Source organism: Lacisediminimonas profundi (assembly GCF_008831265.1).
Taxonomy (GTDB): Bacteria; Pseudomonadota; Gammaproteobacteria; order Burkholderiales; family Burkholderiaceae_D; genus Lacisediminimonas; species Lacisediminimonas profundi.
In genome coordinates this window covers 234,356-246,992 of sequence record NZ_VTTH01000007.1, presented here as the reverse complement: position 1 = coordinate 246,992, position 12,637 = coordinate 234,356, and the positions used below count along the sequence as shown (strand labels likewise).

16 protein-coding genes and 2 tRNA genes are annotated in these 12,637 nt (G+C 61.3%); 15 read left to right on the top strand and 3 right to left on the bottom strand.

All coding sequences use genetic code 11. From position 1 onward, the window contains the following. The first annotated feature begins 17 nt into the window (after window positions 1–17). Window positions 18–224, top strand: coding sequence for a SlyX family protein (locus tag FVE66_RS18720; RefSeq protein ID WP_151448984.1), 207 nt, complete (start codon window positions 18–20; stop codon window positions 222–224). Between the two features lie 10 nt (window positions 225–234). Beyond that, window positions 235–540, top strand: a complete 306-nt coding sequence (locus FVE66_RS18715) for a DUF2288 domain-containing protein (protein ID WP_151448983.1) — start codon at window positions 235–237, stop codon at window positions 538–540. A gap of 35 nt (window positions 541–575) precedes the next feature. Here the strand turns inward: FVE66_RS18715 and FVE66_RS18710 are convergent, their stop codons facing one another. After that, window positions 576–1,028 carry a hypothetical protein gene (locus FVE66_RS18710; RefSeq protein WP_241673281.1) on the bottom strand — a complete coding sequence of 151 codons (453 nt, stop codon included), beginning with the start codon at window positions 1,026–1,028 and terminating at the stop codon, window positions 576–578. Window positions 1,029–1,169: 141 nt separating this feature from the next. Between FVE66_RS18710 and dinB the strand changes: the two genes are divergently transcribed. The 12 genes from dinB (at window position 1,170) to FVE66_RS18650 (ending at window position 10,391) form a co-directional block, all read left to right on the top strand. Beyond that, complete coding sequence (gene dinB, locus FVE66_RS18705; RefSeq protein WP_277753174.1) at window positions 1,170–2,270, top strand: DNA polymerase IV; 1,101 nt, start codon at window positions 1,170–1,172, stop codon at window positions 2,268–2,270. Between the two features lie 73 nt (window positions 2,271–2,343). Beyond that, window positions 2,344–3,261: a recombination-associated protein RdgC gene (locus tag FVE66_RS18700; protein WP_151448981.1), complete on the top strand. Its 918-nt coding sequence runs from the start codon at window positions 2,344–2,346 to the stop codon at window positions 3,259–3,261. An 88-nt stretch (window positions 3,262–3,349) separates the two neighbouring features. Then, window positions 3,350–3,426 (top strand) — tRNA-Asp (locus FVE66_RS18695). 234 nt (window positions 3,427–3,660) lie between these two features. Next, window positions 3,661–4,173 carry an energy transducer TonB gene (locus FVE66_RS18690; RefSeq protein ID WP_151448980.1) on the top strand — a complete coding sequence of 171 codons (513 nt, stop codon included), beginning with the start codon at window positions 3,661–3,663 and terminating at the stop codon, window positions 4,171–4,173. Window positions 4,174–4,180: 7 nt separating this feature from the next. After that, a complete protein-coding gene (locus FVE66_RS18685) occupies window positions 4,181–4,987 on the top strand; it encodes a YdcF family protein (protein WP_151448979.1) in 807 nt (268 codons plus the stop codon). A 208-nt stretch (window positions 4,988–5,195) separates the two neighbouring features. After that, window positions 5,196–6,329 carry an ABC transporter substrate-binding protein gene (locus FVE66_RS18680; RefSeq protein ID WP_161993341.1) on the top strand — a complete coding sequence of 378 codons (1,134 nt, stop codon included), beginning with the start codon at window positions 5,196–5,198 and terminating at the stop codon, window positions 6,327–6,329. A gap of 186 nt (window positions 6,330–6,515) precedes the next feature. Beyond that, a complete protein-coding gene (locus FVE66_RS18675; RefSeq protein WP_151448977.1) occupies window positions 6,516–6,818 on the top strand; it encodes an ElaB/YgaM/YqjD family protein in 303 nt (100 codons plus the stop codon). A gap of 15 nt (window positions 6,819–6,833) precedes the next feature. After that, window positions 6,834–7,214, top strand: a complete 381-nt coding sequence (locus tag FVE66_RS18670) for a phage holin family protein (RefSeq protein WP_151448976.1) — start codon at window positions 6,834–6,836, stop codon at window positions 7,212–7,214. Further along, on the top strand, window positions 7,211–7,630 hold the full coding sequence (locus FVE66_RS18665; protein ID WP_151448975.1) for a hypothetical protein: 420 nt from the start codon (window positions 7,211–7,213) through the stop codon (window positions 7,628–7,630). The genes FVE66_RS18670 and FVE66_RS18665 overlap by 4 nt, the downstream gene beginning before the upstream one ends. A 101-nt stretch (window positions 7,631–7,731) precedes the next feature. Next, window positions 7,732–8,409 (top strand): YiaD family glycine zipper/OmpA-like lipoprotein, encoded by a 678-nt coding sequence (locus tag FVE66_RS18660; protein WP_151448974.1) that lies wholly within the window; start codon window positions 7,732–7,734, stop codon window positions 8,407–8,409. Window positions 8,410–8,663: 254 nt separating this feature from the next. Further along, window positions 8,664–9,068, top strand: a complete 405-nt coding sequence (locus FVE66_RS18655) for a helix-turn-helix domain-containing protein (protein ID WP_151448973.1) — start codon at window positions 8,664–8,666, stop codon at window positions 9,066–9,068. Further along, window positions 9,069–10,391, top strand: a complete 1,323-nt coding sequence (locus FVE66_RS18650; protein ID WP_151448972.1) for a type II toxin-antitoxin system HipA family toxin — start codon at window positions 9,069–9,071, stop codon at window positions 10,389–10,391. 95 nt (window positions 10,392–10,486) lie between these two features. Here the strand turns inward: FVE66_RS18650 and FVE66_RS18645 are convergent, their stop codons facing one another. Then, window positions 10,487–11,350 (bottom strand): c-type cytochrome, encoded by an 864-nt coding sequence (locus FVE66_RS18645; protein WP_151448971.1) that lies wholly within the window; start codon window positions 11,348–11,350, stop codon window positions 10,487–10,489. A gap of 205 nt (window positions 11,351–11,555) precedes the next feature. Between FVE66_RS18645 and FVE66_RS18640 the strand changes: the two genes are divergently transcribed. Continuing rightward, window positions 11,556–11,631 (top strand) — tRNA-Arg (locus FVE66_RS18640). Between the two features lie 329 nt (window positions 11,632–11,960). Here the strand turns inward: FVE66_RS18640 and FVE66_RS18635 are convergent. Further along, window positions 11,961–12,542, bottom strand: coding sequence for a hypothetical protein (locus tag FVE66_RS18635; RefSeq protein ID WP_151448970.1), 582 nt, complete (start codon window positions 12,540–12,542; stop codon window positions 11,961–11,963). Window positions 12,543–12,637: the final 95 nt, after the last annotated feature.

The following is a 12,637-nucleotide window of genomic DNA, read 5'->3' as shown; positions in this document are numbered from 1 at the left end:
CATTCGAAGGAACCGCCATGAACGAAGACCGTCTGGTCGACATTGAAATCAAGCTGACCCGGCAGGAAGACCTGCTGGAAACCCTGAACCGGACGGTCTTCCGTCAACAGCAGAAAATCGACGAACTTGAGTCGCTGTGCACGGCGCTGGCAATGCGGATGAGGGACGTGCAGGAAGGCCAGGCAGATTCCGGCGCGGCGAACGAGAAGCCACCGCATTACTGATTGGACCGACATGAGTACTACCAACACAAACGAAGCTCTGTTGCATGCGAAGCTGAACCAGGAGACCGCCGCCATACCGTGGTCCGAACTGACGCGCTGGTTCGCCTCGGGAATGGTGATCGCGGTGTCGCCGGAGCTCGACCTGATCGAGGTGGCGGCCGCGATGACCCGCGACGATACCGCCGCGTTCAGCGACTGGATCAGCGGACAGCGCGTCGCAAAAGTCACGGACGAGCAGGCCCGGGCCTGGCTGGAGCAGGACCTGCAGGTGTGGGCCGTGGTGGTGAAGCCGTGGATACTGGTGCAGGCGAAGTAAGGGCCTGAGGGCATTTGCAGCGCCTGCGGTCTTTTTCACCTCTTCGATGCGCCTCCCGGTGAGCGCGCCGCTTGCCGGGCCCGCCATTCCGGGCCCTTGTCGATGTCCGCCGCTTCGCTGATATCTTCTTCGAGCCTCAGGTCCGCGATATTCTGTATCTCGTCAAAGCCGATATCGCTTCCGGCGCGCGCCACCGTGTCGCGGCCGGCGGTCGCATGCTCGCCGGTTCCACTCGAATCGCTGTCGCTGGAAAGATCGGCATCGCCGATGTCCGGCCCCGCCGTATGTGCCGCGCTTCCGGATTCCGGATCCGAGTTCGTGCCCGTGTCCAGCGCAATCAACTCGTCGTGCGCCAGGCCGGCGCTGCCCATGATGTCGCTGCCGCTATCCGAAATATCGCTCGGCCCCAGCGCGCGCGTGCCATGACCGCTGCCCAGCTTGCGGTCGGGCCGCCCGAAGTTGGCCGGGTCCAATGTGCTGTCAGCCATGTTGCTCTCCTTTCATCAAAACAATTAGAAAGTGGCCGAGGGCGGGAGTTCATTGTGGTTTGCGCCGGCTTGTCCCTGCGCGCTGCGCCGCTGATCGGTAGAATTGTGCGTAGCAATGTTTTCCTGCCTGGCGACCCCCGCGTGACCCTCGACCCCAGCCTGCTTGTCCGCAAGATCATCCACTGCGACTGCGATTGCTTCTACGCCGCAGTGGAAATGCGCGACGACCCCTCCCTGCAGGGGAAGCCGCTCGCAGTCGGCGGCCGTGCCGACCAGCGCGGCGTGGTGGCCACCTGCAACTATGAAGCGCGGCGCTATGGGGTGCATTCCGCCATGTCGACCGCGCAGGCCCTGAAGCGATGTCCGCAGTTGATCGTGCTGCCGCCGGCCATGGAGAAGTACCGCATTGCGTCGCGCCAGATCCTGGCGATTTATCGTGATTACACCGATTTGGTCGAACCCTTGTCGCTGGACGAGGCCTATCTCGATGTCAGTGGCGTACAGCAGTGCAGCGGCAGCGCCACGCTGATTGCTCAAGAGATACGCGGCCGTATCGCGGCAACGGTCGGCATCACCGCTTCGGCAGGGATTGCGCCCAACAAGTTCATTGCCAAGATCGCCAGCGACTGGAACAAGCCGGACGGACAATTCGTCGTGCGGCCGCACGAGGTGGACACTTTTGTCGCAGCGCTGCCGGTCGAAAAGCTGTTCGGCGTCGGCAAGGTCACTGCTGCTAGGCTCAAGCGGCTGGGTGCGCAAACCTGCGCCGACCTGCGCAGCTGGAGCATGGTCGAATTGCAGCAACAGTTCGGCAAGTTCGGCGAACGCCTGTATCACCTGTGCCGTGGCATCGACGTGCGCGAGGTATGCCCGTCGCGTGAGCGCAAGTCGGTCAGCGTCGAGGAAACCTACGTCACCGACCTGCCGGACCTGGCTGCCTGCCGCGAGGCGCTGCCCGAATTGCTGCTGCGGTTGGCAGAGCGGATACAGCGCGCCAGGGCGGGGCACAGCATCAGCAAGCTGTTCATCAAGATCCGCTTCGACGATTTCCAGCGCACCACGGCCGAATGCAGCGCCAGCATGCTGGATGACGAGACCTTCCATCGTTTGCTGGAAACCGCTTATCAGCGCCGCGCGCGTCCGGTGCGGCTGCTTGGCGCAGGAATCGGCGTAGCCGAGGCGCGCGACCAACAATCAGGCCTGTTGCACGAACAAACAGGCTTGTTCGACCAGCAAGGCTAGCGTTTTTCATCAGCCTGAAAGCGCCTGTAGTCGCCGGCCTTCTGTAGAATGGCCGCTTTTTGCGCGACACCCTATGTGGTTCAAGAACCTGCAGATCTACCGTCTTCCCGCCCCCTGGCCCGTCACTGCTGACCAGCTGGAAGTGGCGCTCGCGCCACAATCCTTTGTTGCCACCGGCAGCCTGGAAATGCAGAGCATGGGCTGGGTAGCGCCCCGCCCGCACGGCAAACTGGTGCATGTCGTCGACCGCCAGTTGCTGCTTTTGCTCGGCCGCGAAAAGAAGTTGCTCCCCACGACCGTGATCAACCAGGTCGCCAAGGCCAAGGCAGTCGAGCTGGAAGAGCAGCAAGGCTTCAAGCCGGGCCGCAAGCAAATGAAGGAGCTGAAGGAACAGGTTGCCGATGAACTCCGTCCGCGCGCCTTCAGCATCTACAGCAGCACCTTTGTCTGGATCGATCCGGTACGCGGCTGGCTGGTGGTCGATGCCGGCAGCGCCGCCAAGGCGGAGGATGTCCTGAAGCTGCTGATAAAGGCGGTCGACAAATTGCCACTCGAGACGCTGCATGTCGCGCGTTCGCCGCGTACGGCCATGACCGACTGGCTTGCCGCCGATGATGGGCCCGGCGGATTCACCGTCGACCAGGACACGGAATTGCAGGCCACCGGCGATAGCAAGGCCACCGTGCGTTATGTGCGCCACACGATCGACCCGGATGACGTGCGCCGTCATATCGCAGCAGGCAAGCAATGCACCCGGTTGGCGATGACCTGGGCCGACCGCGTCTCGTTCGTGCTGACCGAGTCGCTTGCGATCAAGCGGGTGACGCCGCTGGACGTGCTGAAGGAAAGCAGCGATGTGTCGTCGAAGGATGAAGACGAACGTTTCGATGGCGATTTCGCGCTGATGACCGGCGAGCTGTCGAAGATGATTGCCGATCTGGTCGAAGCGCTGGGTGGCGAAGAGAACGCGCTGCGCGCAGCCGCTGCATGATCTGAAATTTTGATTCGCCGCCTATGGCAAAATCAAACAACTTCATGTAGACTTGCGCCCCTTGAGTCTCATGTCGCAACGAGGCCGTGGAGTGGTAGTTCAGTTGGTTAGAATACCGGCCTGTCACGCCGGGGGTCGCGGGTTCGAGTCCCGTCCACTCCGCCAAAGTATTATTGCAAATGCCCGCGCAAGCGGGCATTTGCATTTTCGGGCCTTGAGAAGGGCCTTTGTGTGGCTTTCTGGCCTGGCTTCCTTGTGTGGCTTCCTCGTGCGCCCAGTGCTGCAACCGCCCATCCCTTGATCTGCCGCACCTGTTGCGTTTGTAAGCAGTCGAAAAAATGGAGAGATGGAAACCATGGCGGGATTACAATCCGCTCGTTTCCGCTGCCGGGTGGTGCCATGAAAAAACTCACGATTGTCTTGCTCGCGCTGCTCGGCGCAGCGTGCTCAGCGCCACCCCCGCCTGCGCCGCAGGCGTCAAGCCCCGTCCCCTTGCCGCCACCGGAGTCCGTGGCAAGCACGCCCGATGCCGCATCCCCTGCAAAGTCCGCTGCAAATCGCGCGGCAAACGCCCTTGACGCCTACAAGGTCGACCTCGCCCAGCGCATTTCGCAAGTCAATTCGGCCAAGGTGTATGAAGGGCGTCCGCAGGCGCTGCTGCGCTCGGTCGTCGTGGTCCGCTACAGCATAGACAGCGAAGGCAAGCTCATGCGCAGCGAGATACTGCGCTCGAATCGAGATTCCCGCACCGAAGCGACGGCGCTGGCCTCGCTGAAGGTCGCCGCCCCCTTCCCGAAGCCGGCGCGGCACCTGCTGCGCAACGGACGTGTGGACATCGCCGAAAGCTGGCTGTTCAACAGCGACGGTCGTTTTCAGTTGCGCTCGATCGCGCAAGCGCAACTGAGCGAATGAGGCCGGCATGAGCGCTAGCGTACTCACGGTCGCCATTGTCAGTGCTTTTCTTCTCCCGCCCCTGAACCTGCTGCTGCTCGCGATCCTGGGTGGCGGGTTGCTGCTGACCCGATGGCGAAGCATGGGACGAATGCTGATCGCACTGTCACTGGTGTTGCTGGCCCTGCTGTCGACACCGTTCTCGGCTGCCTGGCTCGTGAATACGCTGGAGGCCGAGTCGCCGCCCCTGCTCGCGCCGCGCGAGGCCAATGCGCACGCCATCGTCGTGCTCGGCGGTGGCCGCATCCCGAACGCACTGGAATTTGGCGGCAAGGACCAGCCGAGCGCGATCGCGCTGGCGCGCCTGCGTTACGGCGCATGGCTGCATCAACAGACCGGCCTGCCGATACTCGTCACCGGCGGCAGCCCGGATGGACGCGAGGAACCGGAGGCGGCCCTGATGAGCCGCGCGCTGCGCGACAGCTTCAAGGTGCCGGTGCGCTGGGAAGAAGGGCGCTCGGACAACACTGCGGAAAACGCATCGAACAGCGCCGCAGTACTGAAGCAGGCGGGTGTGAAGCACATCTTGCTGGTGACCGATGCGATGCACATGCCGCGCGCGCGCCGCATTTTCTCGGCTGCCGGCCTCGACGTCGTTCCTGCACCCACCAGTTTCAGCAACAATCCGCCAGTGCTCACTCCGCTTCAGCTCCTGCCGCAGTCCGGCACCCTCGAGCGCAGCCGCTATGCGATGCATGAATGGATAGGCATGCTGTGGTACCGCATGCGATATCAGCACATTGATACGAGTGGAAAAACAAGCCGCGCCGATTAGCGATTACTTTGCTCGTAGTGCGCCCGTAACCAGTCGGTAATTCGCCCGTCATCAAGGCGATTAACAAGCGCTTCGCCTGTCTATCGGACGGTATTTTCTGTTTTGCGCAAGGGTGTTGCGCGAAAAACAAACAGCCCGAATGCGCTGTGGATGTAGCGTATCGATCATGGTTAAATAAGCTCCCCTTCACGTTCCCATAAAGCAAATCGTGCGTTTCAAGAACCTTCTGGCTGGACTTATTTCTGTCGTCGCGGGATTCGCGTCTTACGCTGCCCATGCTGACGTCGTCATCGCGCAATCCGCGCCGCTGAGTGGCGAGGCCGCCGAGGTGGGCCGCGGCCTTTCGCTCGGCGCGCGCATCTACTTCGAACACATCAATGCGACGGAGGGCGGCGTCAACGGCCACAAGATCATTCACCTGGTCAAGGACGACGGCTACAAGATCGAAGCGACCGTCAGCAACACGAAGGAATTCATCGCCGATCCCAAGGTGATTGCGCTGACAAGCTATTACGGCACCGACAATGTTTCGGAAATGTTCAAGCAGAGCCTGTTCGACAATACGCCACTGGCATTGGTTGGCGCATCTACCGGTGCCCGGCTGCTGCGCGAGCCGCACAATCCAGCCATCTTCCATCTGCGGGCCAGCTATGCCGACGAGATTGACGCGATCGTGCGTCACGTCGCCGGCCTCGGCACCAAGCGCATTGCGGTGTTCTACGAAGATAATCCGTTCGGCGATGCCGGCGTGCGCGCGTTGGAAGATGCCGCGAAAAAGCGCAATATCGCTGTTGCTGCACGGGTTTCCTACGAGCCCTACACGACCAAGGTCGATACGGCGGTAAAGGACGTGATCGCTGCCGATCCGGACACGGTCGTCATGGTCGCGCTCACCGCGCCGGCCGCGCAGTTCGTCAAGCAGTACCGCGCGGCCGGTGGCCGCGGCTTCCTGTTCAACATCTCGACGGCCAACGTCGAAGGCATGACCAAGGCTATCGGCGCATCGGTGGCACAGGGGGTTGGCATTTCGCAGGTCTTTCCCTTCCCGTACAGTGCCACGCTGCCGCTGGTCTCGGAATACCAGGCACTGATGACCCGCTACGCCAAGGGGACGCCGTACTCCTATCCGTCGATGGAAGGTTTCATGAACGCCAGGGTCCTGGTGGCAGCGCTGCGCAAAGCAGGCAAGTCGCCCGGCAGGGCCTCGGTGCGGCAGGCGCTGGAGGGACTCGGGCAGATGAACATGGGTGGCTATCCGGTCGCTTTCTCGGCCAGTAATCATGTCGGCTCGCGCTTCGTGGAATTGACGGTGGTCAGCAAGAGCGGTGCACTGGTGCGTTGAGGATTGAGGTGATTGAGGGCGAGGGACGAGGAGGGCAATTGTCAACCGCGCACTTGTTTTCACGCAAAGTGTCCGCAGTTACAATAGACAGTGCCTTGTTGCGCTCAAGTTAATGCAGTTGTCGGCAAACAAGACGCTCTCCGCAGTCCGTCCATAAGCAAAACCAACAGAATCAGGAGAATTCCCATGGTCCAATCCCAACTCAAGACTGTCCGCAACGACTTCGGCACCTTGCTGCGCGACGCGCAGGATCTGTTTCGCGAAGCGACATCGGCCACCGGCGCCAAGGCAGACGACCTGCGCGCGAGGGGCATGGCGCTGCTCGACGAGGCCGGCGGCAAGGCCAAGGAATTGCAGGCCGCCGCGATCGAAGCCGGCAAGGAACTCGCTGATTCGGCAGACGGTTACGTACGCAAGAACCCATGGCAGGCAGTAGCAGTAGCGGCTGGCGCAGGCCTGCTGATCGGCGTGCTGATTGCCCGCAAATAAGCGGCGTCCAATCAAATGGATGACCGCACCGGGCAGCAGCCCGGCCTGTTTGCCAGTGTGTCCGGCCTGGCCCGTAATGCCATAGGGCTGGTCATCAGCCGCATCGAGCTGGCCGCGGTCGAATTGGGCGAGGTGCGCGGCCAGTTGCTGAAACTGCTGCTGGTCGGCGCGCTGGGCGTGCTTGCGGTCTGGTTCGCGCTGGCTTACTGGTCCTTGCTGATCGTCATGCTGGCGTGGCCGAAAATGGGGTGGACCATACTCGCAGTGCTGGGCGCAGTGTTCACGCTCGCGGCCTTGCTGTTGTTCAGGCGCGCGCAGTCCATGCTGCGCGAGGACAAGCTGTCGATGCCGGCCACCATGGCCGAGTTGCGCAGCGACCGGGATGCGCTGCTATGAAGAACGACCTGCAATTGCCGGCAGGCCAGCGAAAAAAGCTTCTCCTCTTGCAGGGCCAGATGTTCCGTCTGGGCGTGATCGAGGCAAAGCAAACACTCGCTGCCAACCTCCATGCAGAGGCACTGGTCAAAAGCGCAGTCTCGCATCTGGTGGACGGTGGCACCGAAGCCGCGCGTCAGCTGTTCACCCTCGACGCCCTTCTGGACGGTAGGCTGGGCATGTTCTTGCCAGTGTTGGCGAGCAGCGCCGGTTTCCTGTCACGACGGCATCTGCTCAAGCCGGCGGCGATTATCGCTGCACTCGGCGCTACCGGATATTTGGGCTGGCGTATCGTCACGCAGCGCCAGAACAAAGTCCGGGAGCAGTCCTCCGACGAGTTTTCCGGAGAGCAGGGCCAGCCGTCCTGGCGGAAGTGATAGTGCGCTTCGTCCCGGCTTCCGAACTTCGCTTCCCGCAGCAAGTCTCAAATGCACATGCCAGATTCACAACGACACCCAACACCCCCCGGAGGATTCCCATGCGCAAAACTATTGTATTAACCCTCGTTGCTGCGAGCTTGGCGACGGGCTGCGCGAACATGGATGAGAAACAGCGCGGCACCGCTATCGGCGCCGGCGTAGGTGCTGGCATTGGTGCCGTGCTCGGCGCCACAACCGGCGGCGGTGGTGGTGGCAGGGCCGCAACCGGCGCAGTGCTTGGCGGTGCGGCCGGCGCGGTTGCCGGCAACATCTGGTCCAGTCGGATGGAGAAGCAGAAGCAGCAGATGCAGCAGGCCACGCAGGGTACCGGCGTGCAGGTTACCCAGACCCAGGACAATCGGCTGAAAGTGGAGATCCCGAGCGATATCTCGTTCGACTCGGGCCGCGCGGACGTCAAGCCGAACTTCCGGCCCGTGCTCGACAAGTTCGCCACCACGCTGGTCGAGAATACCGGCACCCGCATCACCATTGTCGGGCATACCGACAGTAGCGGCAGCGACGCCATCAATGATCCATTGTCAGTCAACCGTGCAGCGCGTACCCGCGACTATCTGGTCACCCGCGGCGTGGCATCCAACCGCTTCGCGATCGACGGACGTGGGTCGCATGAGCCGCTGGTTGCCAACGACACTGAAGCCAATCGCGCCCGTAACCGGCGTGTCGAAATTTTCGTGGCAGAGCAGCAGGCTACTGCGCAGGGTTCGCAGCAGCGGTAAGTCTGCCGGCTGCGGCAAGGTCTCACAGCTACGCGTTCGGGTGTGCCGCTTGCATGCTGCTGCCCGACCGTAGCGCCAGCAATCCCAGGTTCTTCAATCACTGCCTTGGCCGGGCAGCAGATCTTCCTGTATCAATCTGCATATTAAAATGTGCAGATTAAAAAAATGCACAATAAGATGTGCGCATTTCGTTTGCATGCCGGCCATTTTGCTGTCTATACTGTGCAAATCATGAAATGCACAGTTGAATAAGCATGGCTACCCTGCGCGACATTGGTTCAAAGATTAAGACGGCGCGCCAGCGGCAGCAACTGACGCTGTTGGCGCTTGCGGAAAAAAGTCACGTGCACCGCAACACCTTGTCGGCCCTCGAGCAAGGAGTGGGCAATGTCGAGCTCAATACCCTGCTCGCGCTATGCGAGCAGCTTGGCCTGGATGTCGTGCTCGTCCCCAGGCACACCACTTCCTACCTTGAGCCGGCCGGCGAGTCGGCGCAGTTGACCGGCCTGCAGAAACGGCTGGCCAGCCGGCTGGCGGCGGCCGGTGCCGGGCAGGGCGCGTCCAGCACACCGCTGATGGTGATGGACGAGCCAGCCAGCACGACCGGGCTGCAGCGGCGCATTGCCGGCAGGCTGGCGCGAGCGAAGACTGCCAAATAAATGAGCCAACTGCGCGCGCTGCGGATCAAGCTCGGCCACACCGATGTCGGCACCTTGTTCGACCTGGAAGATGGCCGTGTCTATTTCCAGTTCGATGAAGAGTATGCCCTCGATCCTTCGCGCCCCACCCTTGCGGTGCTCTTGCTGGGCGAGTCCGAAGAGGAAACCCGCGCGCAGCTCGTCAACCCGCCCGACCACGTCAGGTTCGGCGGCGGCAAGCGCCGGCTTCCGGTGTTTTTCCGGAACCTGCTTCCTGAAGGTGTATTGCGCAAGCAACTCATTGCCGACGCTGGCATCGAAGCCGACGATGAAATGAGCCTGCTTTCATACTGTGGAGAGGATCTGCCCGGTGATGTGTGGGCGCTGCCCGAGAAGCTGGACGACGCCAGGATGGGACGGCTTCTGACGCAGGGCCAGGACAGCTTCGAATACAGTTCGCATCAGCTTCCGACTCCGCAGGCGGTTTCGCTCTCTGGTGTGCAGCCAAAGGTAGACCTGGTCCAGGAGCCGGGCGGGCGCTACGTGATGCGCTCGAAGGCTGCGGCAGATGGCGCGCACTTCATTGCCAAGCTGCCAGCGTCCGACTACCAGGGCTTGCCTGAAGTGGAGCACACCTCGTTGCTGCTGGCAGCGGCAGCGGGTGTCAGGGTTTGCGAAGCGGCCCTGATGCCGCTGCACCAGATCGCAGACAAGCTGCCATTTACCCTGCGCGACGACGCCCGCAACTTCCTGCTGGTGCGCCGCTTCGACCGCGATGCCCCGACTGCAACCGGCCGCCTCCACATGGAAGATTTCGCGCAGGCGCTGGGCTTGTCCCCTGAGGACAAGTACCAAGGGGATTACGCCTCCATCGGACTGGTCCTTCTCGATGCATCTGCAAGCGGCCATGCCGACGTGCTCGAGCTGCTACGCCGCGTGAAAGTCAACGAATTGCTGGGCAACTACGACGCCCACACCAAGAACTTCAGCCTGTTGTACGGCGTCGATGGCCGGCCCCGGCTCTCGCCTGCTTACGACATCGTGGCCTATGGCGCCTACATGGACGGCAAAGGCCATGCCTTGCGATTCCTGCCGGATGAATCCGGAAAGCAGATGCTTGCACCCGGCACGGTGCGCAAGCTCGCCAATATCTGGGAATTGCCGGAAATCGAGATGACCGCTGTATTGAGGGATACCGTCAACCGCGCCATGCGCACGTGGCCGTCGCTGATCAGTGAATCGGTGCTGAGCGAAGGCCAGAAAAACCGCTTGCTCGCCCACCTCGAAAACCATCCCGACGCCAAGGCATGGCGCCGGAGGAACAGGGCGGTCCAGCCCGGTTGAGCGCCGCCAGCCATGTTTGTTGCAGCTGGCCCCGCTCCCCTGCGGGAATAAAAAAAGCCGGCTCGAAAGCCGGCTTTTCTCTGTATGCAGACTACTTACTTCGCTGCGGCAGTCATGTAGTCGACTGCAGCCTTGACTTCATCGTCCGAAGCAGCGGAGCCGCCTTTGGCAGGCATCATGCCCGCTTTGCCCTGGAAGCCCTTGATTGCGTGCTCGTACAGGATGGCATTGCCCTGCTTGACGCGGGGCGCCCAAGCGGCCTTGTCACCAAGCTTTGGAGCACCGGCTACACCTGCGGTGTGGCAGGCCATGCAGGCAGTGTCATACACTTTCTTGCCGTCTGCGGCTGCGGTTTTGGCTGGTGCCGGTGCCGCTGCGGCAGCCGGAGCCGTTGCAGCGGCAGCAGGAGTCGCCGCTGCAGGAGCGGAAGCCGCAGCCGCAGCCGGCGCAGCTTTCACTTCAGGTTCCTTGAACTTGGCGCCCGACTGGTTGGCCATGAATACGACGGCACGGGCAACTTCCACATCGTCGAGATCCGGATTGCCGCCTTTTGCAGGCATGCCGCGCAGGCCTGCAATCGCGTTCTTCAGGACGGTGTCGTAACCCTGTGCGATACGCGCCGACCAAGCGCCTGCATCACCCGTTTTCGGTGCGCCGGCAGCGCCGGTAGCGTGGCAGGCCAGGCAAACCGCCTTGTAGACTTCTTCGCCGCCCTGCAGCACTTTCGGGCCGCTGGCATCTTTCAGCGTGAAGCCACGGTCAGCAACCGGCGCAATGCGCGCGGCGATCCCTTCGGTGGTCTGGCCGCTCGAACCGGCGCCGACCTTGGAATCGCTGGCCACGTACTGCACCAGCAGGATGATGGCGATGATCGGAACGATAAATCCCGCCAGGACCGCAGCAATGAGCTGCTTGGGCGTTTTAATCGCGGATTGATGCTCGTCGTGTGCGTCGCTCATTGTTCCCTCAGACTATTTTCGAAATCGTGTCGTGTCGCGGACCGTCCCCGGAGCCGGGAAGGGTTACATGGCCGCAACATCGCAAACCTTTGATTATAGTCGCAAGGCCGGGGATTTGGCACCAAAAACGGTCTTTCCGTGGACTATCACCCCGAAAACCGGTATCCTGCAGTCCTCTTCAGCAGTACCCCGAAGTTCCCCTCATGCGGCTGTAGCTCAGTGGATAGAGTATTGGCCTCCGAAGCCAAGGGTCGCTGGTTCGATTCCAGCCAGCCGCACCATTGAAATCAAAGACTTAGCAGACGGTTTTAGGCAGTTTTGTTTTCCGACTTCAAGCCTGTGCTACCCCTGTGCTACCGGAAGGGGATTCTGACGCCCGGATTGGACACACGAACAAATTCAATAAGGCAAGAGGCCGCTACTTCGGTGGCGCTTTAGTCATCCCCTAGACCAGTGGGGGCTTGCCGAATAAATTGGTCACTCTAGGCCCCGCACTCACCTGTGGGGCTTTTTCTTGGACGTCTGAAAGGTCTCTCCTGCAAGTACGCGTAGCTCATCAGCCCGGTTCCCTCGATTAAGCAGTTTGGTAGTCATGACTGTCGATGCTGAGCTAGAGCGGCCATTCTTCTCGCAGCAGCGCCAGCGACGCCCGCAATTCTTTAATATTGCCAATAACAGCCGATAGACCCTCTATCGTGAATCGCACTTCATTTTGGTGAAGTGACGTCGGAACGCCGGCGACATTGACGATCTCGTGGCTCTTTGGGTCGACACCCCATCTTCCATGGGCGAAGCGGTTGCGCAAACGACGCATGTCGTCGGCGCGAGCCAACCAGTCGCCGTAAGCTCGCCAAGCTGACGAGTCGGGGGCAGTGTACTGGTCAACCAATTGGCGAAGCAAGTCGAGCTTATCGCCGAACGAAGAGTTGTTCACTTGGCCCGTAAGCACGTCCATACGCTGGCCGCTGCACGCCCAGACTACACAAAGGGCGACGTCCATCTCGAATTTGCCGAACTCGAACAGGATCCGACCCAATTGCTCCGCCCCAGCCGCTTCCACTGCTTCCCTCGCGCTCCTGATTTCACAGCTTGGTTGCGGTTGCATTGAGTCCTTACTCACCTTAGATTGCTTGTTGCCGATGGCGTGTGTGGCAAGCGAAAAAACCGAAATGGAAGCCTTGCTTCCAGCCATCCCGATCTCAGACGGAGCAGCCTCTGCCGACCATTGTGCCCAAGGCGGTCAAAATTAACTAGAATGAATCTTTCTGGTAAGCATCACGAAACAAC

Bases quoted from the DNA above. Each gene is read 5' to 3' on its own strand.
- FVE66_RS18720 (WP_151448984.1), top strand. From the start codon at position 18: ATGAACGAAGACCGTCTGGTCGACATTGAAATCAAGCTGACCCGGCAG.
- FVE66_RS18715 (WP_151448983.1), top strand. From the start codon at position 235: ATGAGTACTACCAACACAAACGAAGCTCTGTTGCATGCGAAGCTGAAC.
- FVE66_RS18710 (WP_241673281.1), bottom strand. From the start codon at position 1,028: ATGGCTGACAGCACATTGGACCCGGCCAACTTCGGGCGGCCCGACCGC.
- FVE66_RS18700 (WP_151448981.1), top strand. From the start codon at position 2,344: ATGTGGTTCAAGAACCTGCAGATCTACCGTCTTCCCGCCCCCTGGCCC.
- FVE66_RS18690 (WP_151448980.1), top strand. From the start codon at position 3,661: ATGAAAAAACTCACGATTGTCTTGCTCGCGCTGCTCGGCGCAGCGTGC.
- FVE66_RS18685 (WP_151448979.1), top strand. From the start codon at position 4,181: ATGAGCGCTAGCGTACTCACGGTCGCCATTGTCAGTGCTTTTCTTCTC.
- FVE66_RS18675 (WP_151448977.1), top strand. From the start codon at position 6,516: ATGGTCCAATCCCAACTCAAGACTGTCCGCAACGACTTCGGCACCTTG.
- FVE66_RS18670 (WP_151448976.1), top strand. From the start codon at position 6,834: ATGGATGACCGCACCGGGCAGCAGCCCGGCCTGTTTGCCAGTGTGTCC.
- FVE66_RS18665 (WP_151448975.1), top strand. From the start codon at position 7,211: ATGAAGAACGACCTGCAATTGCCGGCAGGCCAGCGAAAAAAGCTTCTC.
- FVE66_RS18660 (WP_151448974.1), top strand. From the start codon at position 7,732: ATGCGCAAAACTATTGTATTAACCCTCGTTGCTGCGAGCTTGGCGACG.
- FVE66_RS18655 (WP_151448973.1), top strand. From the start codon at position 8,664: ATGGCTACCCTGCGCGACATTGGTTCAAAGATTAAGACGGCGCGCCAG.
- FVE66_RS18650 (WP_151448972.1), top strand. From the start codon at position 9,069: ATGAGCCAACTGCGCGCGCTGCGGATCAAGCTCGGCCACACCGATGTC.
- FVE66_RS18645 (WP_151448971.1), bottom strand. From the start codon at position 11,350: ATGAGCGACGCACACGACGAGCATCAATCCGCGATTAAAACGCCCAAG.
- FVE66_RS18635 (WP_151448970.1), bottom strand. From the start codon at position 12,542: ATGGCTGGAAGCAAGGCTTCCATTTCGGTTTTTTCGCTTGCCACACAC.